The 22,058-nt window shown below is 65.0% G+C and carries 19 protein-coding genes; 9 read left to right on the plus strand and 10 right to left on the minus strand.

The genetic code is table 11. The features are described 5' to 3' along the window. The first annotated feature begins 56 nt into the window (after window positions 1-56). On the plus strand, window positions 57-1,940 hold the full coding sequence (locus ASG25_RS02500; protein WP_062468801.1) for an ABC-F family ATP-binding cassette domain-containing protein: 1,884 nt from the start codon (window positions 57-59) through the stop codon (window positions 1,938-1,940). 56 nt (window positions 1,941-1,996) lie between these two features. Next, window positions 1,997-4,048 (plus strand): prolyl oligopeptidase family serine peptidase, encoded by a 2,052-nt coding sequence (locus tag ASG25_RS02505; RefSeq protein WP_062468804.1) that lies wholly within the window; start codon window positions 1,997-1,999, stop codon window positions 4,046-4,048. Window positions 4,049-4,051: 3 nt separating this feature from the next. On the opposite strand, the gene ASG25_RS02510 is transcribed toward ASG25_RS02505, so the two are convergent. Next, on the minus strand, window positions 4,052-4,906 hold the full coding sequence (locus ASG25_RS02510) for a GNAT family N-acetyltransferase (RefSeq protein WP_062468807.1): 855 nt from the start codon (window positions 4,904-4,906) through the stop codon (window positions 4,052-4,054). Window positions 4,907-5,108: 202 nt separating this feature from the next. Here ASG25_RS02510 and ASG25_RS02515 point away from each other — a divergent pair, with 202 nt between their 5' ends. Next, window positions 5,109-6,038, plus strand: coding sequence for a Gfo/Idh/MocA family oxidoreductase (locus ASG25_RS02515; RefSeq protein WP_062468810.1), 930 nt, complete (start codon window positions 5,109-5,111; stop codon window positions 6,036-6,038). Between the two features lie 97 nt (window positions 6,039-6,135). Here ASG25_RS02515 and ASG25_RS02520 read toward each other — a convergent pair whose 3' ends face one another. The 4 genes from ASG25_RS02520 to ASG25_RS02535 form a co-directional block, all read right to left on the minus strand. Then, a complete protein-coding gene (locus ASG25_RS02520; protein WP_062471951.1) occupies window positions 6,136-6,552 on the minus strand; it encodes an OsmC family protein in 417 nt (138 codons plus the stop codon). A 65-nt stretch (window positions 6,553-6,617) separates the two neighbouring features. After that, the gene (locus ASG25_RS02525; protein ID WP_062468813.1) at window positions 6,618-7,079 is read right to left on the minus strand and encodes a DNA polymerase III subunit chi; all 462 of its coding nucleotides are present in this window, start codon (window positions 7,077-7,079) and stop codon (window positions 6,618-6,620) included. Between the two features lie 28 nt (window positions 7,080-7,107). Further along, a complete protein-coding gene (locus ASG25_RS02530; protein ID WP_062468816.1) occupies window positions 7,108-8,595 on the minus strand; it encodes a leucyl aminopeptidase in 1,488 nt (495 codons plus the stop codon). 53 nt (window positions 8,596-8,648) lie between these two features. Continuing rightward, the gene (locus ASG25_RS02535; RefSeq protein WP_156379640.1) at window positions 8,649-8,960 is read right to left on the minus strand and encodes a hypothetical protein; all 312 of its coding nucleotides are present in this window, start codon (window positions 8,958-8,960) and stop codon (window positions 8,649-8,651) included. On the opposite strand from ASG25_RS02535, the gene lptF reads away from it, so the two are divergent. From lptF to rsmA, 6 genes are all read left to right on the plus strand, one after another. Further along, window positions 8,946-10,115, plus strand: coding sequence for an LPS export ABC transporter permease LptF (gene lptF / locus ASG25_RS02540; RefSeq protein ID WP_062468823.1), 1,170 nt, complete (start codon window positions 8,946-8,948; stop codon window positions 10,113-10,115). The two genes, ASG25_RS02535 and lptF, sit on opposite strands and share 15 nt — an antisense overlap. A gap of 4 nt (window positions 10,116-10,119) precedes the next feature. After that, the gene (lptG, locus tag ASG25_RS02545; RefSeq protein WP_062468830.1) at window positions 10,120-11,196 is read left to right on the plus strand and encodes an LPS export ABC transporter permease LptG; all 1,077 of its coding nucleotides are present in this window, start codon (window positions 10,120-10,122) and stop codon (window positions 11,194-11,196) included. Continuing rightward, the gene (locus ASG25_RS02550; RefSeq protein WP_062468833.1) at window positions 11,196-13,529 is read left to right on the plus strand and encodes an LPS-assembly protein LptD; all 2,334 of its coding nucleotides are present in this window, start codon (window positions 11,196-11,198) and stop codon (window positions 13,527-13,529) included. Before lptG ends, ASG25_RS02550 begins: the two co-directional genes overlap by 1 nt. 231 nt (window positions 13,530-13,760) lie before the next feature. Beyond that, the gene (locus ASG25_RS02555; protein WP_244479295.1) at window positions 13,761-14,690 is read left to right on the plus strand and encodes a peptidylprolyl isomerase; all 930 of its coding nucleotides are present in this window, start codon (window positions 13,761-13,763) and stop codon (window positions 14,688-14,690) included. A gap of 10 nt (window positions 14,691-14,700) precedes the next feature. Next, complete coding sequence (gene pdxA / locus ASG25_RS02560) at window positions 14,701-15,753, plus strand: 4-hydroxythreonine-4-phosphate dehydrogenase PdxA (RefSeq protein WP_062468840.1); 1,053 nt, start codon at window positions 14,701-14,703, stop codon at window positions 15,751-15,753. Beyond that, complete coding sequence (gene rsmA, locus ASG25_RS02565; protein WP_062468843.1) at window positions 15,753-16,592, plus strand: 16S rRNA (adenine(1518)-N(6)/adenine(1519)-N(6))-dimethyltransferase RsmA; 840 nt, start codon at window positions 15,753-15,755, stop codon at window positions 16,590-16,592. Before pdxA ends, rsmA begins: the two co-directional genes overlap by 1 nt. Window positions 16,593-16,595: 3 nt before the next feature. Here rsmA and gmk read toward each other — a convergent pair whose 3' ends face one another. The 5 genes from gmk to ASG25_RS02590 form a co-directional block, all read right to left on the minus strand. Further along, window positions 16,596-17,264 (minus strand): guanylate kinase, encoded by a 669-nt coding sequence (gmk, locus tag ASG25_RS02570; RefSeq protein WP_062468847.1) that lies wholly within the window; start codon window positions 17,262-17,264, stop codon window positions 16,596-16,598. A 2-nt stretch (window positions 17,265-17,266) separates the two neighbouring features. Beyond that, window positions 17,267-18,154, minus strand: coding sequence for a YicC/YloC family endoribonuclease (locus ASG25_RS02575; protein ID WP_062468849.1), 888 nt, complete (start codon window positions 18,152-18,154; stop codon window positions 17,267-17,269). 191 nt (window positions 18,155-18,345) lie between these two features. Continuing rightward, window positions 18,346-19,548, minus strand: a complete 1,203-nt coding sequence (gene mltG, locus ASG25_RS02580; RefSeq protein ID WP_062468852.1) for an endolytic transglycosylase MltG — start codon at window positions 19,546-19,548, stop codon at window positions 18,346-18,348. Window positions 19,549-20,012: 464 nt separating this feature from the next. After that, window positions 20,013-21,272: a beta-ketoacyl-ACP synthase II gene (gene fabF / locus ASG25_RS02585; RefSeq protein ID WP_062471955.1), complete on the minus strand. Its 1,260-nt coding sequence runs from the start codon at window positions 21,270-21,272 to the stop codon at window positions 20,013-20,015. Between the two features lie 256 nt (window positions 21,273-21,528). Then, window positions 21,529-21,765 carry an acyl carrier protein gene (locus ASG25_RS02590; protein WP_062468856.1) on the minus strand — a complete coding sequence of 79 codons (237 nt, stop codon included), beginning with the start codon at window positions 21,763-21,765 and terminating at the stop codon, window positions 21,529-21,531. Between the last annotated feature and the right edge of the window lie 293 nt (window positions 21,766-22,058).

Here is a 22,058-nt window from a genome sequence, read left to right on the forward strand (position 1 = left end):
CGCCGGAACACGCGGCTCCGCTTGCCTTCCGGCCTCACATCGGCCAAAACGCCGGCATGATTACGATATCCAATCTCTCGGCCCGCATCGCCGGACGCCTCCTGATCGACCACGCCAACATCTCGCTGCCGGAAGGCACCAAGGCCGGCCTCGTCGGGCGCAACGGCGCGGGAAAATCGACGCTGTTCCGCATTCTCACCGGGCAGATGGAAAGCGAGAGCGGATCCATCTCCATTCCGAAGAACGCCCGCATGGGTCAGGTCGCGCAGGAGGCGCCGGGCACGGAAGAGCCCCTGATCGAGATCGTGCTCAAGGCCGACAAGGAGCGCGAGGCGCTGCTTGCCGAAGCCGAGACGGCCACGGACCCGCACCGGATTGCCGATATCCAGATGCGGCTGGCCGATATCCAGTCGCATTCCGCCGAGGCGCGCGCCGCGTCGATCCTCGCCGGCCTCGGCTTCGACCACGAGGCGCAGTTGCGCCCGGCCTCGTCCTTTTCGGGTGGGTGGCGCATGCGCGTGGCGCTGGCAGCCATCCTGTTTTCGGAGCCGGACCTTCTGCTCCTCGACGAGCCGACCAACTATCTCGACCTTGAAGGCACGCTGTGGCTGGAGGACTATATCCGCCGCTACCCCCACACCGTCATCATCATCAGCCACGACCGCGACCTGCTGAACACCGCCGTCAATGCCATCATCCATCTCGACCAGCAGAAGCTCACCTTCTATCGCGGCTCCTACGACCAGTTCGAGCGTCAGCGCGCCGAGGCGAACGAGTTGCAGGCCAAGGCCAAGGTAAAGAACGACGCGGCGCGCAAGCACCTGCAGTCGTTCATCGATCGCTTCAAGGCAAAGGCGACCAAGGCGCGCCAGGCGCAGAGCCGCGTCAAGGCGCTGGAGCGCATGGGCACCGTCGCCTCCGTCATCGAGGACCATGTCCAGCCGATCACCTTCCCGGTCCCCGAGAAGCAGCCGGCATCGCCGATCATCCAGCTGCAGAACGCGTCCGTCGGCTATACGCCCGGCAAGCCGATCCTGAAGAACATCACGCTGCGGATCGACAACGACGACCGCATCGCGCTGCTCGGTTCGAACGGCAACGGCAAGTCGACCTTTGCGAAATTCGTCTCGGGACGGCTCGATGCGGATGGCGGCGACATCAGGCTGGCGCCGAATCTCAAGATCGGCTTCTTCGCCCAGCACCAGATGGACGATCTCGTGCCGGCGGATTCGCCCGTCGAACATGTCCGCCGTCTGATGCCCGGCATTCCCGAGGCCAAAGTCCGCGCCCGCGTGGCGCAGATGGGCCTTGCCACCGAGAAGATGTCGACGGCGGCCAAGGATCTGTCCGGCGGCGAGAAGGCGCGCCTGCTCATGGGCCTTGCGGCGTTTCACCATCCCAACCTGCTCATCCTCGACGAGCCGACGAACCATCTCGACATCGACAGCCGGCGCGCGCTGATCGAAGCGCTCAACGACTATGACGGCGCTGTCATCCTGATCTCCCACGACCGGCACCTGATCGAGGCGACCGTCGACCGGTTGTGGCTGGTCAACAATGGCACGGTGTCCAACTTCGACGGGGACATGGAGGAATATCGCAGCCTCATCGTCTCTTCGGGCAAAAAAAAAGACGAAAAACCTGAGGTGATCGAGGACGCGACGTCGAAGGCTGACCAGCGCAAGGCGAATGCCGAGAAGCGGGCCGCGCTTGCGCCCCTGCGCAAGAAGATCAACGATCTCGAGTCCTTGACGGCAAAGCTTGAGAAGCAGATTCAAGCGCTTGATGCAGAGCTTGCGGATCCCGTGCTCTACGAGAAGTTCCCCGCCAAGGCCGCCGAGAAGGTGAAGCAGCGCGGCGAGACGGCGGCAAAGCTCGGCAGCGCCGAAGAGCAATGGCTGGAGCTGTCCTCGCAATATGAAGAGGCGATGGCCGGCTGACGATCCGCCCCTCCCCTTTATCCCCTGAGACCGGATCCAACGGAAAGGCAGACGCCATGCACCTTTACCTCGAGACCGACGACGATGCCCGCACGCGCGACTTCGTGGCGCAGGAAAATGCCCGCTCGGACGCTGCACTGAGAACCGAGGCCTTTGCCGCGGATGCCGCAGCCTTCAAGGCCATGATGGAACGGGAAGACCGGCTGATCCACTTCGCGCGGCGCGGCGACTGGCTGACGACGTTTCGCAAGACGGCCGGCCATCCGATGGGCGTGTGGCAGAGGCTGCCGGCCGACCAGGCGCCGGTGCCGGAGGCCCCCTGGGAGACGATGTTTGATCTCGACGCCTACAACGCCGCTGAAGGCCGGACATGGATCTGGCGCGGTGCCGTCACCTGTCCCTGGGACCCTTCACGCGTGCTCCTGTCGCTGTCGGACGGCGGGTCGGATCTGCGCGTCTTCCGCGAGTTCGATTGCACGCGCTTCACCTTCGTCGAAGACGGCTTCTCGACACCGCTTGCAAGGTCGCATGCCACCTGGGAGAGCCTCGACCACATCCTCTATTTCGGTTCGATCGACCGGGCGTCCTCCACGCAGTCGAGCTGGCCGCGGGTCGGCCGGCGCATCGCGCGGGGGCAGGACGTCGCTGCGGCCGTGCCCGTCTTTGCCGCCGACGACAACGACGTCACCGGCTACGCGACGGTCTACGGTCCGCAGATGGCCGGTCTGTCCGGAAACGACCGGCTGTCGATCTTCACGGCGGTCCACACGATCGGCACGGCCAGCCATGTCGTCTCCCGGAACGCCGGACCGCCGGTGCCGCTCGACATCCCGCGCGAGAGCGATGCCAGCTTCAACCATCAGTTCTGCCTATGGCGGGCAAAGAAGGACGAGCGCGTTCCGAGCGGCGCCCTGGTCCTGCAGGCCTTGCCGGTCGATATGGGCGGCGACCATCCGCCGGCCGCGCCGCGCGTATTGTTTACCCCATCCGGCCGCCGGTTCTGCACCAATTTTATGCTCCTGCGCGACTGGTGCGTCTTCACCGTCGCCGACAACATGACGCCGCGGCTGTTCCTGCTCGACCTGCGCCACGCGGGTGCCGAGCCCGTCGCGTTCCCGTTGCCGGACGGGTTGGAAACCCTGTCCTATCATCCGCTTTACTCGGACCTGCATCTCGGCGACGACACGCTGATCGTGTCCGGCCAGGGCTTCCTGCAGCCGCCGACGCTCTACCGGCTCGACCTGTCCGACCGGTCGAAATCCTTTTGGCTTCAGCCCGTTGCAGCGTCCCCCGCCTATTTCGATGCAAGCGGCATGTCGAGCCTTTTGCTCGAAGCGACATCCGAGGACGGAACCCGGGTGCCGTACCGGCTGGTGCTGCCCGCAACGTTCGAAAAGGGCGCGCTCCCCGTGCTGCTCTACGGCTATGGCGGTTTCGAGGTGCCGTTGCAGCCTGGCTATTCCGGCATCATCGGACGCTGGCTCGAACAGGGTGGCGCCTACGTGCAGGCCTATATTCGGGGCGGCGGCGAATTCGGCGCCGACTGGCACCGCGCGGCCAAGCGCGACGGCCGGCACCGGGCCTTTGCGGACTTTGCCGCGATCGCCCGCGACCTCGTCGCCCGAGGCTACACGAAACCGCGGCATATCGCCTGCAATGGCGGCAGCAATGGCGGGCTCCTGACCGGCGTCATGCTGACGCGCTACCCCGCGTGCTTCGGTGCCGTCTGGTGCCAGGTTCCCGTGCTCGACATGCTGCGTTTCCACACCTTCCCGGCCGGACGCGCCTGGATGGACGAATATGGCGATCCCGACGTGGCGCAGGATCGGGAAGCGATGCTTGCCTATTCGCCCCTGCAGGCGGCGCGTCCGTCGTCGGAGGTCGCCTATCCCCCGATCTATATCGAGAGTTCGAGCAATGACGACCGGGTGCACCCCTCGCACGCCCGGCGCTTTGCCGCCCGGCTGCGCGAACTCGGCCATGACCCCCTGTTCCACGAGTTCACCTCGGGCGGCCATGGCGGCGAAGGCGACACATCGGCTTCCGCCGCGCGGATCGCGACGGGCTACAGCTTCCTCCGCCAGACGATCATGGCGCCGGAAGCCTGAGGCCTATCCGAGCTCGAAGGTCGTGATGCCGAAGATGCGGGCCAGGGGCAGGTCGGGAACATCGCCCCGATACATCCGGGCCGTCTCGAACACGGGCTTGAGATTGTAGCGGTCGCACAGCGCCTTTGCGGCCGCGTTCGGCTCGGGAATATCGAGGAAGATCTGACCGTCGCCCCCCATGTCGAGGCCGGTCGCGACCAGCTTGCGAAAGAGCAGATCGGCTCCGGTCTCCGTATCGGCAAAGAGCGGGCCGATCTTCTGGCCCGAGCGGCAGGTGCGGATCGTGCCATACCCCTGGACCTCGGTGCCGCGCAGCAGCGCAAGGCTCTGGCGCGTCGGCTGGGCCTTCAACCACTGCCCGAGGAAGACGTCGCGGCGCGCGGGCGAGAACCGGGCGTCGTAATCGACGATCAGCGGCAGATGCACGGGCGAGATCTCGACCAGATCCGTGCCGGGCGGCGGCGTCACCCGGGGCGTTCCGCCATAGCGCATGTTGGCATGCGCATAGGCAAAGCCCGAGCGCTGATAGCTTGCCTGCTGCGCGACGACGCCGTCGAGACCGACGACGCGGGACCCTTGCGCGGACAGCGCGGCCTGCCACAGGGCATAGCCAAGCCCCTGGCCGCGGAAGTCGGGATGCGCCATGTAGAAACCGAGGAAGGCATAGTCGGCGCCAAACCGGACGACCGAGATCGCCGCCGCAAGTGCGCCGCCCTCCTCCGCCACCCAGAAGCCGTCCGGATCGGCCGCGTAAAACGCGGCGGCGTCGTCGAGACCGGGATTCCAGCCTTCGCGCGCGGCCCATTCGACGATCTGGTCGATCTCCGGGCGGGTGGCAGTGCGTATCGTCGGGGCCATGCGGTCTCCTCTGTCTCTTCCTGCAAGCGGTTTCGCGCCAGCGATGTCCTGCACGGGGTTTCCAGCCCGTGCCGGCCCATCCCGTTCGGCATCCGTTTCGGCCGGGCCATAGGCCGTCATCATTGAGCGACCGGAGCGCCTTGCCCGTCCCGGCCTTTCTGGTACAAAGCCGGACATAAGTCATACAATCTGGCGGAACACCATGAACCCCATCTCTATTGCTGTCGTCGGCGTTGGCAAGATCGCACGCGATCAGCATCTGCCATCCATTCACAACAATCCCGGATACCGGCTGGTTGCAGCCGCAAGCCGGCATGGCAGCGTCGATGGCGTCGAGAATTTCACCGCGATCGAGGACATGCTGGCGGCGATGCCGGAGATCGAGGCGGTTTCGCTCTGCATGCCGCCGCGGGTTCGTTTCGACGCGGCGCACAAGGCGCTGGACGCCGGCAAGCATGTGTTCCTCGAAAAGCCGCCGGGCGCAACGCTGAGCGAGGTCGCCATCCTCGAGGCGCTGGCGAAGGAAAAGAACGTCACCCTCTTTACCAGCTGGCATTCGCGGTTCGGGCCTGCGGTCGAGCCGGCCCGGGCGTTTCTCGCCGACAAGACCATTTCGCGCGTCGATATCGTCTGGAACGAGGACGTGCGGCGCTGGCATCCGAACCAGGACTGGATCTGGGAAGCCGGCGGCCTCGGCGTCTTCGATCCCGGCATCAACGCCCTGTCGATCATGACGCATATCCTGCCGATGCCGGTCTTCGTCACCCGTTCGACCCTGCAGATCCCCGAAAACCGCGATGCGCCGATCGCCGCGCAGATCGACTTCCAGAGCGCTTCCGGAATTCCCGTGACCGCCGACATGGACTGGCGTCGCCAGTCGAGCGACGACCGCTGGGACATCATCGTGGAAACCGATGCGGGAACGATGATTCTCGGCAATGGCGGTGCGCGGCTCTCGGTCGACGGCGTCATGCGCGCCGACGAGCAGGAGACGGAATATCCGACGCTCTATGCCCGCTTCCATGACCTCGTCCGGGCCGGCCGTTCGGAGGTCGACGTGGCACCGCTGCGGCATATCGCCGATATCTTCATGCTCGGCAGCCGCAAGACGGTCGAAGCCTTTCACGATTGAGCTTGGGCAGCGCTGCGGTCCCGGCTGCCGTGCCGTCTCGGCGGCGTTGCTGTCGGTCGCGGTTCGATGCGCCGGTCGCCCGGGCCTGTCCCAAGGTTCAGTCCGCGACCTGGATATCGAAGACGGCATCGCCCCGCAGCGTGTTGCTGACGGTGCAGATCTCTTCCGCCGCCATCGCCAGATGACGGCGCGTCTCCGCGTCCAGATCGCCGGAGACGGTGAAGACCACGTTAAAGCGGGCAATGCGGCTCGGCTCGCCCACCGTCTTTTCCCCCGTGACCGCCGCCTCGATCTGCGTGATCCGGCCGAGAATGCCCATGCGGCTCGCAGCGATGCGGGCGCTGAGCACGAGACAGGCGGAGAGCGAGGCGTAGAGAAGATCGATCGGGTTGAAGCCGGGGTGCGACGCGCCGGTCACGATATCGAGCGTGCCGCCCGTAACGCTGGTCAGATGCGGAAAGCCGGTACGGCCGACGCCAGCCGTCACGCCCGTCGGGCGGGTGCGGGCCCGGATCGCGGACGGAGAACCCGGCGACGCGGCGTCGCCGTGCCTCGCTTCATCGGGCCTGTCTTTCTCCGTCACGCCTTCTTCTCCCACCGTCCCTCGCTGCTTTGCTGCCAGTAGGTCAGCGCATGGCCTTCCCCCTTCAGCCGCTTCCATTGTACGCGAGCACCCTCGAGCTGCGGCTGATCGTAGCCGTCGAACATGAAGACGACGCGGTCATACGCGCCGAGATCGGGAGGAACGGCGCCGTCCACCAGGAAGCGGACGGTCGCATTGTTGGCGTTTCCGGCGCCTGTCGTCAGCAGTACCGGCTGGTTTTCCGGCGACACGGCCGCGTGCGGGCCGTCGTCGGGAGCGTGCGGGAGGAAACTGTCCTCCCGCCAGGTCCACAGGTGTTCGTCCAGCCTGTCGCGCCGTTCCTCGTCCGCCGTCTGGACGACGACCCGCCAGCCGCGCTCGACACTTTTGTCGATCAACGGCGGAAGGGCATCCTCCAGCTTGGATTCGGTCAGGTGATAGAACAGGATGTCCGTCACGTCGGGTTCATGCCTTTCAAAGCGCGCCTCAGCTCTCGTAGTGGGCGCGCACCAGTTCGTTCAGCAGACGGACACCGTAACCGGACGCCCAGGACTGATTGATCTCGTCGTTCGGCGAGCCCATCGCCGTGCCGGCGATATCGAGATGGGCCCAGGGCGTGTCCTTGACGAATCGCTTGAGGAACTGTGCCGCGGTGATCGACCCGCCGTAGCGTCCGCCCGTGTTCTTCATGTCGGCGAACTTGCTGTCGATCATCTTGTCGTATTCCGGCCCGAGCGGCATGCGCCAGACCCGCTCCTGCGTGGCAAGACCGGCCTGCGTGATCTCGGCGGCAAGCGCGTCGTCGTTGCAGAACAGGCCGGCATGATGGCTGCCGAGCGCGACCATGATGGCGCCCGTCAGCGTGGCGAGATTGATCATGAAGCGCGGCTGGAAGCGCTCGTTGCAGTACCAGAGCGCATCGCAGAGCACGAGCCGGCCTTCGGCATCCGTGTTGATGATCTCGATGGTCTGTCCCGACATCGAGGTGACGATGTCGCCCGGCCGCTGCGCGTTGCCGTCCGGCATGTTCTCGACCAGACCGATGATGCCGACGACGTTCGCCTTGGCCTTGCGGGCAGCCAGCACGTGCATCAGGCCGGTGACGGCCGCGGCACCGCCCATGTCGCCCTTCATGTCCTCCATGCCGGCGCCCGGCTTGATGGAGATGCCACCCGAATCGAACACGACGCCCTTGCCGATGAAGGCGACCGGCTTTTCCTTCTTCGCTCCGCCGTTCCAGCGCATGACGACGAGCCGCGGCGGACGCACGGATCCCTGCGCGACGCCCAGCAGGGCGCCCATGCCGAGTTCCTTCATCTCGCTCTCGCCGAGAATCTCGACCTCGACGCCGAGGTCCTCGAGCGCCTTGGCCTTGGCGGCGAACTCGATCGGGCCGAGCGCATTCGGCGGCTCGTTCACGAGGTCGCGGGCGATGAACACGCCTTCCGACACGGCCTCGGACAGAGACAGGCCCTTCTTGGCCTCGGCTGCGATCGCGGTGATGATCGTCACCTTGGTGCGCTGCGGCGTCGGCTCCTCGTCCGGCTTCTTCGTCGTCTTGTAGCTGTCGAAACGATAGGCATTCAGCTCCATGCCGAGCGCGAAGTCGGCGGCTGCCTTCGGCGTGATCTCGACGCCCGGCGCGTCCAGGAACACCGTTGCCTCGCCCGCCCCGCGCAGCTTGGACGCTGCGGTGCCGCCGAGCTTCAGCCAGTCGTGCGCCGTCTGCTTCTGCGGATCGCCCAGCCCCAGAAGCAGCAGCCGGTCGGCCGGCGAACCTTCCGGTGCGAGAATGTCGAGCGTGGACAAGGCCCGCGCCTTGAATTTGCCGGCCTTGGCCGCGCGCGGGATGATGCCGGCGGGATCGACGGTCGCGGCGCCCGCCGCCTCGCGCTCGGCAGCGGCCAGGCACAGAACCGTGCCTTCCGTCTTCTTGCGCTGCTCCTTGAAGACAATCTCGAACATTCCGGCCATCGTCGCTCCAATCTTCCTGCGGGCGCCCGTCCGGGCCGGCCCTGCAGCGTCGTCTATTCATGAACTGCGTCTTCTATATGCACGTCGGGCTGCGAGGTGCAAAGGCCTTGCGATGACGCCAGCCCGTGCGCGCGCGTGCGAATCCATCGCGGGCGCGGCTGCCGGGACGCCGTCACCAAAAAGCCACCAAAGTGGAAAATCTGGCGGACACCGGACGGCGGCGCGTTGCGGGCCGACGCCAATTTGGCTACTGCGATACCGATGAAGATCGCGGCCCATTTGCGCAGGAACGCCACCACCCCCTGCCCGTCAGATCGGTGCGGGCTTTCCTGCGCCCGGAACAGGCTGCGATGACCATTCTCCAAAGCTATATCCTCCGGCGTGTCGTGCAGATGTTCCTGTCGGCGCTGCTCCCGGTTCTGGGCATCATCTGGACCACGCAGGCGCTGCAGCGCATCAATCTCGTGACCGACACGGGGCAGTCCATCGGCACCTTCGTGCAGCTTGCGACGTTGATTCTGCCCACCGTCATTCCGCTCGTCCTGCCCTTCGCGCTTGCCATCGGCATCACGCAGGCGCTGGCGACGATGAACAACGATTCGGAACTGACGGTGATCGAATCGGCCGGCGGCAGCCGCGGCATCATCCTGCGGCCGATTCTCGGCCTCGCGCTGGCCGTCAGCGCGGTGTCCTTCACGGTCGACAACTTCGTGGAGCCGGTGGTTCGCCAGCAGGTGCGACAGATGATCGCCAGCGCCAATGCCGATCTCCTGTCCTCGGTCGTGCAGGAAAACACCTTCCGCAAGATCGCGGACGGCCTCTACATCCAGATCGGCGGGCGGCGCGGCGGCGGTGTCCTGACCGGCATCTTCGTTGGCGATTCGCGCGATCCGAACGTCGAGTTCGTCTATTATGCTCGCGAGGGAGCCGTCGACGAGGCCTCCTCCGCCCTGGTGATGAAGGACGGCGAAGTTCACCGGAAGCTGCCGGACGGCGGTGTGTCGATCATCAAGTTCGACAGCTACGCCTTCGACCTGACCGAGATGACCCGCAAGGTCGGCGCGGCGACCCTGCGCGCCCAGGACCAGGACCTCTTCACCCTGCTGCACCCGGATCCCAACGACAGCACCTATCAGCGGCGTCCGCAGACCTATGTCGCCGAGTTGCACCGGCGGCTGACGGAGTGGACCTTCCCGATCATCTTCGCGCTGATCGGCCTTGTCGTCAGCAGCGATGCGCGCTCGCACCGCGAGGCCCGCCTGCACCCGACAGCAACTGCTTTGCTGCTGATGCTCCTCTTCCGCTGGATGACGTTCTATGCAGCGAACGGCGCCGAGGACAACCGGCTGTTCGTGCCGCTGATGTATCTCGTTCCCGCGCTCACCACGTTCCTGTGCATTCGCCAGCTGTCGAGCAACAAGCGGCTTGTGATTCCGAAGACGTTCCAGGAGAAGTTCGCCGAGATGACCGGCCGGATTCGCCTGCTGCGTTTCGGCAATTCTGATCGGGAGGCGCGCTGATCCGATGAGCACGCTCAAGATCTACTTCTTTCGCCGTTTCATGGTGACGATCGGCTGGTTCCTCATCGGCGTGTTCTCGCTCGTCTTCATCATCGACTTCAGCGAACTTTCCAATCGCATGTCCAACCTGCCGGGCTATTCGCTCGGCGGCGCGCTCCTGATGACGGCGATGCGCATTCCCATGATCATGCAGCAGACGGTGCCCTTCATCGCGCTGTTTGCCGGCATGGTGACGCTGATCGCGCTGAACCGCCGCTACGAGCTGGTCGTGACGCGGGCGGCCGGCATTTCGGCCTGGCAGTTCCTGCAGCCCTTCGTGCTGGGCGCCCTGCTCTTCGGCCTGCTCTCGGTGGCGATCCTCAACCCGATCGCGGCCTGGGGCGCGCGCAGCGCCGAACTGCTGGAAACCAACTGGGGCAGCTCGTCCTCGCGCGGCTCGAAGACCATTCCCTGGCTCCGCCAGATCTATGGCGACGACGACAGCATCATCGGCGCGCGCGCGGTCGAGGACGAGGGCCGGACCCTCGTCACGGTCACGGTGATCCATCTCGACAAGCAGGGCCGCATCCTCTTCCGGCAGGATGCACACAGTGCAAAACTCGAAGACGGTTACTGGTTGCTTAACGGCGTGACCGAGACACGCAACGGCGTCCTGCCGAAGCGTTACGAATCGGCACGACTGCCGACCAATCTGAAGGCGGAATTCGTTCAGGAATCGCTGGACAAAGCTGAATCCATTCCATTTTTCGAATTGCCACACAAAATTTCGATCGCGAAATCCTTCGGGTTTCCGACCTATGGCATGCAGACGCAGCTTCATTCGCTGCTGTCGCTGCCGCTTCTTCTCGTCGCCATGACGCTGATCGCTGCAAGCGTGTCGCTGAAATTCAGCCGCTTCCATCAGTCGCGTTCGGTAATTCTCGGTGGAATCCTGGCAGGCTTCGTGCTTTATGTCGTGACCGTACTGGTCAGAGCATTTGGGAGCAGTGGCATCTTGCCTCCGTTCGTTGCAGTCTGGTTGCCGGTTGTTGTTGCGATGGCGCTGGGGTCCACGATTTTGTTGCATCAGGAGGATGGCTAGTGGCGGGCTGTGACCGCAATCATACAAGGCTACTGGCGGCCGTACTGCTTTCCAGCGTTGCATGCCTTTTTGTCTCTCCCGGCGTATCCGGTTCGGCCTGGGCCCAGTCCGCGCCGACCACGCTTGCGCCGAAGCTGCCCGACGATGCCAAGATGGTGTTGTCGGCAAACGAGCTCGTGTACAATCGCGACGCCGAGCGCGTCATCGTGCGCGGCGCCGTTCAGATCAATTATGGCGGCTACCAGATGGTCGCCCAGCAGGTCGAATACAGCCAGAAGACCGGCCGCATCGTCGCGACCGGCCAGATCGAACTGATCGAACCGACGGGCAACAAGATCTATGCCGAGAAGATGGACGTCACGGACAATTTCGCCGATGGCTTCATCGAGACGATGCGCGTCGAGACGACCGACCTGACCAAGCTTGCCGCCGTCAACGGCGAGCGACGCAATGGCGACGAGATCATCCTCAACCAGGCCGTCTACACGGCCTGCACGCCCTGTGCGACCAATCCCGATTACCGCTCGCTCTGGCATATCAAGGCGCAGCGCATCGTCCAGAACGGCAAGACGCACACGGTGCGCCTCGAAAACGCGCGCTTCGAGCTGTTCGGCAAGCCGATCCTGTTCCTGCCGGTGCTCGAGGTCCCCGACGGAACCGTGAAGCGCAAGAGCGGCTTCCTGTTCCCGCGGTTCCGCTATACCCAGAAGCTCGGCGCCGGCGTCAGCGTCCCTTATTACTGGGCGATCTCGCCCACCATGGACGCGACCGTGACGGCGACGGGGCTCACGCGGCAGGGCTTCCTCTTGGAAGGCGAGTTCCGCCAGCAGTTCGAGACCGGGCAGCACGTCCTTCGCATGGCCGGCATCAGCCAGATGAACCGCAGCTCGTTTACGGATGGAACCGTGGACGCGCAGGAGACGGAGCGTGGTCTCATCGGCTCGCGCGGCGATTTCAAGATCAATCCGCGGTGGTCGTTCGGCTGGGATGTGCTCGTCCAGAGCGACAACAACTTCGCCAAGACCTACGAACTCTCGACGTTCGACGGCACGACGCATACGAACCAGGCCTATCTGACCGGTCTCGGCAAGCGCAACTATTTCGACCTGCGTGCCTTCTACTTCGACATCCAGGATGCCGATCCGGACAGCGTGGCCGAGAACAAGCAGGCCTATGCCCAGGTTCTCGACTATGACTATACCGCGCCCCAGGCGGTTGCCGGCGGCGAGCTTTCGGCTGCGGTCAACCTGACCAACGTCAACCGCAATCGGGAAGACTCCGTCGATGTGTTCGGCGTCGACCGGTTCCGCGGCCTCGAAGGCACGGCGCATCGCCTGTCGGCCGAAGCCGAGTGGAAGAAGAGCTTCATCGTGCCCGGTGGCCTGTCGCTGACCCCGCTTCTGGCGGCCCGCGGCGACATTCTCGGCCTGACGATGGACAATCCCGGCCCGGCCTATACCGGTGACTACAACGGGGACGACGCATCGACGCGCGGCATGGTCACGGCAGGGCTGGAGGCGCGCTATCCGATCCTGATGGCGACCGCCAACAGCACCCACATCTTCGAACCGATCGCCCAGGTCTATGTCCGGCCCGACGAGAGCAATCCGGGCGGCCTTCCGAACGAGGATGCGCAGAGCTTCGTGTTCGATGCGACGAACCTGTTCGAGCGCGACAAGTTCTCGGGCTTCGACCGTATCGAGGGCGGCTCGCGCGCCAATATCGGCATGCGCTATACCGGCACGCTCGGCAACGGCTACGGCGTCCGCAGCATTGTTGGCCAGTCCTTCCATCTCGGGGGCGTCAATTCGTTCGCAACGGACGATCTCGTCAAGGTGGGAGCCGATTCCGGCCTCGAGACGGACCGGTCCGACTATGTCGGCATGTTCGGCATCGATGCGCCCTCCGGCTTCACGGCCAGCCTGAGCGGGCGTCTGGACGAGCAGGATCTCGACCTGCGCCGGACGGACTTCGCGGTCGGCTACGAGGGCATCGCCTGGCAGACGGCCATCACCTATACCAGCATCAAGGCACAGCCGACCTACGGCTCGCCCTTCGATCAGGACGAAATCCAGACGGCCGCCGCGTGGCGCTTCCGCGAATACTGGTCGGTGTTCGGCTCGGTCACCTACGACATCAACAACAGCCTCGTGACCCGCAACGGTCTCGGCATCACCTATGACGATCAGGACACGCTGTTCTCGCTCGTCTACAAGAACGAGCGCGACCCGGACCAGGCGCTGGCCAACGATTGGTCGATCGGTGCGCGGATCTCCTTCCGTACGCTCGGCGACATCAATGTCGGTGACAGCTCGTTCAACGCGCTGGACTGACGGTCACGGGCGTGCACATGATCGTGTTTGCGGGCGCTGCGGCGCCTGCAAGCCGCGATCGTGCGGGCTTGTCATCATTCGGCCGCATGGTTTATGCATCCAGCGGGAAACAAGCGCGGCCGCTGGCAGGCGCTTCATGGAGCGTTGCGAGCCCCCAGACCGCGCGGCTCGCTCTGAAGGGGATGTCTGATGGGCTACAGGACCGCAGAAAAGCGATCGTCAGTGCGAGTGATGGCGGGACTTCTACGGGCGGGCCTGCTCGCGGGCGCGCTCTGCCTTCCGACCACCCTGCCCGCTGCCGCAGCCGCAGCCGGTTCAGGCACGGCGGTCGCCGTTGTCGTCAACGGCACGGTCATCACGACCGGAGATATCGCCAAGCGCGCGGCCTTCCTCAAGCTCCAGCGCCAGAACCCGAGCGGCGCACGCGAGCAGATGATCGACGAAGCCCTGAAGCGCGCCGAGGTCCTGCGCCTTCAGCAGTCCGTCAGCACCGAGGAAGTCGACGCCGCCGTTCAGCGTTTTGCCGCGGGTAACAAGCTCAGCATCGCGCAGCTGTCGCAGGTCCTCTCCCAAGCGGGCGTCGGCCTCGACCATTTCAAGGCCTTCGTTGCGGTCTCCATGAGCTGGCCGCGCGCCGTGCGCGTGCGCTTCGGCAGCGGTGGCGGACGGCTTTCCAACGAGGAACTGGTTCGCCGCATGCAGGAAAACGGCGGCACCAAGCCGGTGACGACCGAATACTTCCTGCAGCAGGTGATCTTCGTGGTGCCCGCCGCCAAGCGCAACGCCATCATCGGCAAGCGCCAGGCCGAGGCCAACGCGTCGCGCGCGTCCTATCCGGGCTGCGACGACGCCAAGACCTTCGCCGCGACCATGCGGGACGTCTCCATCCGCAATCTCGGCCGCATGATGGTGCAGGAAATTCCCGAGGACTGGCGTCCGCTGGTCGAGAAGGCAGGTGACGGCAAGACCACCGCGACCCGCGTCACCGAAAAGGGCGTCGAGTATCTCGGCATTTGCAAGAAGCGTCAGGTCTCCGACGATCTGGCCGCCGAAGTCGTCTTCCGCGCCGAGGATCTCGGCAAGCAGAAGGGCGGCGAAGATCCGAACAGCGTGAAATACATGGAAGAACTGCGCAAGCGTGCGCAGATCGTGACAAAGTAACCGGACCATCATGACAGACGAGACCCGGGCGCCGCTTGCCCTGACCATGGGCGATCCGGCGGGCATCGGGCTCGACGTGACGCTGGAAGCCTGGACCCGCCGCGAGAGCCTCGGGCTTGCCCCCTTTCTCTTCATCGGCGATCCCGAGGCACTGGCCGCCCGGGCGCGACTTCTCGGAATGCCTGTGACCCTGGCGGAAGCGGATCATCGGACGGCCGCCGGCCTCTTTGGCCACAGCCTGCCGGTGCTTCCCCTCGCCTGCCCGGCCCCCGTCGTCGCGGGCACGCCCGACAGCGCCAATGCGCCCGCCATCATCGGCGCCATCCAGACAGCCGTCCAGATGACGCTGGCGTCGGAAACCGCAGGTGTCGTGACCAATCCCATCGCCAAATCCGTGCTCTACGCCGCCGGCTTCCGCTTCCCCGGACATACGGAATTCCTTGCGGAGCTCGGAAGCGCTGCGCGCAGCAAGCCGCTGCTGCCGATCATGATGCTGGCCGGGCCGAAGCTGAAGGCCGTGCCCGTCACGATCCACATTCCGCTGAAGGACGTGCCCGCGCACCTGACGGGCGATCTCATCTACCGGACGGCTGTCATCACCGCCGCCGATCTCAAGGCCCGTTTCGGCATTGCCGCGCCGCGCCTGGCCATCGCCGGCCTGAACCCGCATGCCGGTGAAAACGGCGCGCTGGGGCTCGAAGATGACGCGGTGATCCGCCCGGTCGTCGAGCGGCTGCAGGCGGACGGCATCGATGCCGTCGGCCCGCTGCCGGCCGATACGATGTTCCACGACCGGGCGCGCGCCATGTACGACGTTGCGCTCTGCATGTATCACGACCAGGCCCTTATCCCGGCTAAGGCGCTCGGCTTCGACGACAGCGTCAACGTGACGCTCGGCCTGCCCTTCATCCGCACGTCGCCGGACCACGGCACCGCCTTCAGCATTGCCGGGCAGACGGCGGACGGGCGCAACGTCGCGCGGGCCGACAGCCTCGTGGCGGCCCTGCGCATGGCGCGGACGCTTGCAGATACCGAGCGCGCCGCCATCGAGAGCGTCTCCTGATGGCCGCGATCGACGGACTGCCGCCGCTGCGCGATGTGATCCAGCGGCATGGTCTGGATGCCAAGAAGGCACTGGGCCAGAATTTTCTTCTCGATCTCAATCTGACGCAGAAAATCGCGCGGACGGCCGGACCGCTCGACGATGCGACCGTCATCGAAGTGGGACCCGGCCCCGGCGGCCTGACTCGCGCGATCCTGTCGCTCGGGGTGCGCAAGCTGATCGCCATCGAGCGCGACAGCCGCTGTCTGCCGGCACTCGCCGAAATTTCGGACCATTATCCCGGACGCCTGGAGGTCATCGAGGGCGATGCGCTCAAGGTGGATTTCGCGGAGCTGGCGCGCCAAGCCGGCGCCGACGGACCGATCCGCATCATCGCCAACCTGCCCTACAATGTCGGCACGCAGCTTCTGGTGAACTGGCTCACGATGGAACCCTGGCCGCCCTTCTACGCCTCGATGACGCTGATGTTCCAGCGCGAGGTCGGCCTGCGCATCGTTGCGGACGAGACGAACGACCACTACGGCCGGCTCGGCGTCTTGGCCGGCTGGCGGACGGAGGCGCGCATGGCCTTCGACGTGCCGCCGCAAGCCTTCACGCCGCCGCCCAAGGTCACCTCGACCGTCGTGCACCTGGAGCCGCGCGAAAATCCGATTCCCTGTTCGATCGCCGCACTGGAGCGCGTGACGCAGGCTGCCTTCGGCCAGAGGCGCAAGATGCTGCGCCAAAGCGTCAAGCCGCTCGGCGGCGAGACGCTGCTGGCCAAGGCGGCGATCGATCCGCAGCGCCGGGCGGAGACGCTGTCTGTCGAAGAGTTCTGCCGGCTGGCGAACTGTCTGTAACCGTCAGAGGTTCGGCGTTTCCGTCAGCAGACCCTGGACGAATTCGAACAGGCCCGGGCGGCGATCGCGGCGGAGGCGCTCGGCCTCGACGATGGCGCGGACGGCGGCAAAGGCCGTGTCGAGATCCTCGTTGACGACGATGTAGTCATATTCGAGCCAGTGCTCGATCTCGGCGCGAGAGTTGGCAAGGCGCGTGGCGATGACCTCATCGGTGTCTTCGGCCCGGCGGTGCAGGCGCGACTGCAGTTCGGCCATGGTGGGCGGCAGGATGAAGATCGAGACGACGTCCCCGGCCATCTTGTCCTGCAGCTGCTGGGCACCCTGCCAATCGATGTCGAACAGCATGTCGCGGCCTTCCGACATGGCTTCCTCCACCGCATCGCGGGGCGTGCCGTAGAAATTGCCATGCACCTCCGCCCATTCCAGCAGGGCATCCGTCTGGCGCAGACCCTCGAATTCGCGGATCGACTTGAAATGATAGTGGCGGCCGTCGATCTCGCTCGGGCGGCGCTTGCGGGTGGTGACGCTGACGGAGATGCTCATCTCCGCATCCGCCTCCAGCAAATTGCGGGCGATCGTCGACTTGCCTGCGCCCGACGGCGAGGAGATGACGAGCATCAGGCCGCGGCGGGCAATCCCGGAGGCCTTCTTGGGGGTTTCGGCAGGGCGCATGATTACTCCAGATTCTGGACCTGTTCGCGGAACTGGTCGATGACGACCTTGAGATCGACGCCTGCGGCCGTGACGGCGGCGGAGGTCGATTTCGAGCAGATCGTGTTGGTTTCGCGGTTGAATTCCTGGCAGAGAAAGTCGAGCTTGCGACCAATGGGGCCGCCCTTGGACAGAAGCGTACGCGCCGCTGCGATATGGGCCCGCAGCCGGTCGATCTCTTCCCGTACGTCGGCCTTGGCAGCCAGAAGCGCTGTCTCGGCATGCAGGCGATCGCGGTCGAGTGCGGCTGTCTGGCTGGTCAGCCAGTCGATCTGCTGCACGAGCCGATCGGCGATCGCCGATGGCCTGCGTGACGGGTCGGCCTCGATGGTCGCGAGCAGCGCTTCCATCTCGTCGATCTGGCGGATCAGGACCTGCTCGAGCGCCGCGCCTTCGCTCTCGCGCATGGCGGCAAGATCGGCGAGCGCGAGATCGAGGCCGGCGAGAACCGCCGTTTCCCGCGCTGCCTTGTCGGCCTCGCTCTCTTCCGGCTCCTTGAAATCGATGACGCCGCGGATCGCGAGCAGCGTGTCGAGCTTCAGCGGCGCGGGATCGATCACGTCGGACAACTGCGCCCGCAGCGACAGGACGGAGGCAAGCGCCGTCTGGTTGATGGTCGACTGGATCTGGGTTTCCCCGGCATTGAGGCTGAGACCGACCTGCATGTTGCCGCGCGAAAAGCAGGCGGCGATCCGTCGGCGGATGTCGGCATCGAGCGCCTCCAGTCCGCCCGGCAGGCGCAGCTTGACGTCAAGACCCTTGCCGTTGACCGAACGCAGTTCCCAAGCCCAGCGGCTTCGGCCGGACGTACCCTCCCGGCGGGCAAATCCGGTCATGGATTGCAAGGGCATGAGGACTCCTCGGGGAAATGCCGCAGGGACGAGCGAGCATCCTGTTTAAGGCCGCAACGACCATGCCTGCAAGGCCTATTGCAGATGCGGGCCCCGCGCCCTGATGTCATCCACAAGGCGAGATCGCGAGCGCACCCACGCCCGCCGTGACGGACTGACGGACCGGTATCGCTTCGGGCTTGCCGTGCCGATCAGTTCTGGACAGGCGTTTCCGCAGCATCGGCCTGCGGACCCGTTGCGCCAGCAGCCTTGGCGGCACTCGCCTTTTCCGCTTCCATCTTGCGCCAGCGACGCACATTGGCGTTGTGATCGTCCAGCGTGTTGGCGAAGACGTGCCCCCCAGTACCGTCCGCCACGAAATAGAGGTCGGCGGTTCGCGACGGATTGGCGACAGCCTCGAGGGCAGCACGGCCGGGATTAGCGATCGGCGTGGGCGGCAGGCCCTTGATGACATAGGTGTTGTAGGGTGTCTTCTTCTCGAGGTCGGAGCGCAGGATCGGTCGATCCGCCGGCTTCCCCTCGCCGCCGAAGATGCCGTAGATGATCGTCGGATCGGATTGCAGGCGCATGCCCTTGTCGAGGCGATTGAGGAAGACGGAAGCGACGCGCGAGCGCTCGTCGGCGATGCCGGTTTCCTTCTCCACGATCGAGGCAAGCGTGACGAACTCTTCGCGCGTTTTGATCGGAAGGTTCGGATCGCGCTTCGCCCAGATCTGGTCGACGATCGTCTTCTGTGCCGCGGTCGCCTGGGCAACGATCTCTGCGCGCTTCGTGCCGCGCGAGAACTTGTAGGTATCCGGCCGCAGCGTGCCTTCGGCCGGGAGGGTCGCCGGCAGGTCGCCCTCGAGAATCGGGTCGTCCTGCAGCTTGCGGAACATCTGCTTGACGGTCAGTCCCTCGGGAAGCGAGGCGGAATAGAGGATCGACTTGCCCGACTTCAGGAGTTCCATGATCTCCTGCATCGAGGCGCCGGCCTTGATCTCGTATTCGCCCGCCTTGAGGGTTTCGTCATCGAGATAGGCCTCAGACATGAAGCGGAAGACGCGACCGTCGGAGACGATCTGGTTCCGCTCGAGGCTGGACGCGATTTCGGCGATGCCGGCGCCGTTGCGGACGATGAAGTTGGAGTTGGCAGACAAGGGTCCGCGTGCCTCGTAAGCCGTCATGGCGTAATAGGCCGTGCCGGCGGCCGCCAGCGTCAGCACCACGATGACCGTCATCAGAAAGTTCAGGAAAATCACGACCTGGCTGCGCGCCTTGCGAGAACGCTTGGGCGGCTGCGGAACCTTTTCGGGGCGCAGGGCCTCGATCGGCGATTTCGGAATGATCGGCCCCTTGGTGCCGCTCTCGTTCCGGCCGCTCGCAGCCGTGTTGTTGTCTTGTCCGTCGCTCACGCCTGTCCTGCATCCGGAGTTCGCATCTTGCACGCCCCGCCTCCCGATGCGAACTCCGGAAGAGATTCGGGATAGCGAAATCATCGATTGGAACGATCAACCTTGGGGAAGGCCTCGTCCATATGTCGGGAAGACCGTGCGCTCGCCTGGCCTCCCCGACAGCGCCCAGCAAGACATTGCCGGTTCGCCGTCGCGCCTTGACCCTCCTCCAGGATCGCGCCCGACATCGAAACCGACAGGGACGTCTGCAGTAGCATGTCCCTCGCCGAAAGACGACACCGACCTGAAACGTCCCACTCACGGCAACGTTATCACGCCGACCTGTTTGCGGCAGGTGCGCTCGGAGGTGGATCAGACAGCTGTTTTGTAACGACCAATGCGGCAAAAACAGGATCGAACCGGGGTCAGCGGACAATATCGCCGAATGAAGGCGCCGGCCGGTCGACGGGCCTGCGCCGAACGCGTCAGGCGTAGCGCCGGATGATCAGCGTCGCATTGGTGCCGCCAAAGCCGAAGGAGTTTGACAGGGCGACGTCGATCGACTTCTTGCGCGCCGTGTGCGGCACGAGGTCGATGGCCGTTTCGACCGAAGGGTTGTTGAGATTGAGCGTCGGCGGCGCGATATTGTCGCGAATGGCGAGCGCACAGAAGATCGCCTCGACGGAGCCGGCCGCGCCGAGCAGATGCCCGATCGCCGACTTGGTCGAGGACATGGAGATCCGGGACGCGCTCTCGCCGACAACGCGTTCAACCGCACCGAGCTCGATCGTGTCGGCCATGGTCGATGTGCCGTGGGCGTTGATGTAGTCGATATCCGACGGCTTGAGGCCTGCGCGCTTGAGCGCCATGTTCATGCAGCGAAACGCGCCGTCGCCATCCTCGGACGGCGCGGTAATGTGAAAGGCATCGCCCGAGAGGCCGTAGCCGACGATTTCGGCATAGATGTTCGCGCCGCGCGCCTTGGCGTGCTCGAGTTCTTCCAAGACGACGATACCGGCGCCCTCGCCCATGACGAAGCCGTCGCGATCCTTGTCATACGGGCGCGAGGCCTTGATCGGATCGTCGTTGTGCTGTGTCGAGAGCGCCTTGCAGGCGGCGAAGCCGGCGAGCGCGATCCGCGAGATCGGCGATTCCGTGCCGCCCGCCACCATCACGTCGGCATCGCCCAGCGCGATCAGCCGGGCGGCATCGCCGATGGCGTGCGCGCCGGTCGAACAGGCCGTCACGACCGAGTGGTTGGGACCGCGCAACTTGTGGCGGATCGAAACCTGGCCCGACGCGAGGTTGATCAGACGGCCGGGAATGAAGAACGGGGAAACGCGGCGGGGACCCTTGTCGCGCAGCGTGTAGCCACCCTCCACGATGCCTTCCAGCCCGCCAATGCCGGATCCGATCATCACGCCGGTGGCGATCTGGTCGTCGTCGGTCTTCGGATGCCAGTCCGCATCGTTCAGGGCCATGTCGGCCGCGGCCATCGCGTAAATAATGAAGGGGTCGACCTTGCGCTGTTCCTTCGGTTCCATCCAGTCATCGGCATTGAACGTGCCGTTGGAACCGTCCCCGAAAGGAATGCGGCAGGCAATCTTGGCCGGGAGATCGGAAACGTCGAATTCCGTGACGGTACGGGCTGCGTTTTCGCCGGCGATCAGTCTCGCCCAGCTGGCTTCCGTTCCGCAGCCCAACGGCGATACCATGCCGGTACCGGTGATAACGACACGTCTCATGAACCGCGATCCATCCTCGTAAGTCTCGATATGCTCCGTCGCGGACGTTCGCTGCCGATCGATGGAGCCGGCCCCGTGGCAGGGGCCTCGTCGCATCCGCTTCCGCCTGTCGCGGCCTTGTCGCGCCGCCGGAGAGCGCTTTCAGGCCCGGATACCGGACCCGACCCTGCAGCCGCGCCCCGAGGCGGCATCACAGAGCATGGGCGGGCGGGCTCATTTTCGCGCCCGCCGCAACCCGTTCGATCGCCTGTGGCCGTTAAGCCTGGGCCTTCTCGATGAACTTGACGGCATCGCCGACGGTCAGGATCGAGTCTGCCGCGTCGTCCGGAATTTCAACGCCGAATTCTTCTTCGAAGGCCATGACCAGTTCGACCGTGTCGAGCGAGTCCGCGCCGAGATCGTCGATGAAGCTTGCGCCTTCAGTTACCTTTTCGGCATCGACGCCAAGATGATCAATGACAATTTTCTTTACGCGTTCTGCGATGTCGCTCATGTCGGATTCCTCGACCTTCGTTTTCTCTTTATCAGGGATGCCCGAAGGCGATCCCTTGCCAAAGCCTGTTAAACCACTGCGGTTCAACCGGCAATCCTTCAAACCGGGAGGCCTCGCCTTCAAACGGGCGTGCCCCGCCTTGAAACCGGGAGAGGCTGGAGCGGTGCCGGCAGGCCGGCATCCGCATCGTCTCCGTGATCCGTTCGGACCGTCCGGCAAGGGCAAAAACCCCATGCCGTCCGGACCACCACGGCCCGATTAACACGGTTTAACGGCCGCGCAAAGTCCGAATT

The sequence above is a fragment of the Rhizobium sp. Leaf384 genome (assembly GCF_001424065.1).
GTDB lineage: Bacteria > Pseudomonadota > Alphaproteobacteria > Rhizobiales > Rhizobiaceae > Ferranicluibacter.

Excerpts from the sequence above, each read along its gene's own strand:
- ASG25_RS02500 (WP_062468801.1), top strand. The coding sequence starts at position 57 with ATGATTACGATATCCAATCTCTCGGCCCGCATCGCCGGACGCCTCCTG.
- ASG25_RS02505 (WP_062468804.1), top strand. The coding sequence starts at position 1,997 with ATGCACCTTTACCTCGAGACCGACGACGATGCCCGCACGCGCGACTTC.
- ASG25_RS02510 (WP_062468807.1), bottom strand. The coding sequence starts at position 4,906 with ATGGCCCCGACGATACGCACTGCCACCCGCCCGGAGATCGACCAGATC.
- ASG25_RS02515 (WP_062468810.1), top strand. The coding sequence starts at position 5,109 with ATGAACCCCATCTCTATTGCTGTCGTCGGCGTTGGCAAGATCGCACGC.
- ASG25_RS02530 (WP_062468816.1), bottom strand. The coding sequence starts at position 8,595 with ATGGCCGGAATGTTCGAGATTGTCTTCAAGGAGCAGCGCAAGAAGACG.
- lptF (WP_062468823.1), top strand. The coding sequence starts at position 8,946 with ATGACCATTCTCCAAAGCTATATCCTCCGGCGTGTCGTGCAGATGTTC.
- lptG (WP_062468830.1), top strand. The coding sequence starts at position 10,120 with ATGAGCACGCTCAAGATCTACTTCTTTCGCCGTTTCATGGTGACGATC.
- ASG25_RS02555 (WP_244479295.1), top strand. The coding sequence starts at position 13,761 with ATGGCGGGACTTCTACGGGCGGGCCTGCTCGCGGGCGCGCTCTGCCTT.
- pdxA (WP_062468840.1), top strand. The coding sequence starts at position 14,701 with ATGACAGACGAGACCCGGGCGCCGCTTGCCCTGACCATGGGCGATCCG.
- rsmA (WP_062468843.1), top strand. The coding sequence starts at position 15,753 with ATGGCCGCGATCGACGGACTGCCGCCGCTGCGCGATGTGATCCAGCGG.
- gmk (WP_062468847.1), bottom strand. The coding sequence starts at position 17,264 with ATGCGCCCTGCCGAAACCCCCAAGAAGGCCTCCGGGATTGCCCGCCGC.
- ASG25_RS02575 (WP_062468849.1), bottom strand. The coding sequence starts at position 18,154 with ATGCCCTTGCAATCCATGACCGGATTTGCCCGCCGGGAGGGTACGTCC.
- fabF (WP_062471955.1), bottom strand. The coding sequence starts at position 21,272 with ATGAGACGTGTCGTTATCACCGGTACCGGCATGGTATCGCCGTTGGGC.
- ASG25_RS02590 (WP_062468856.1), bottom strand. The coding sequence starts at position 21,765 with ATGAGCGACATCGCAGAACGCGTAAAGAAAATTGTCATTGATCATCTT.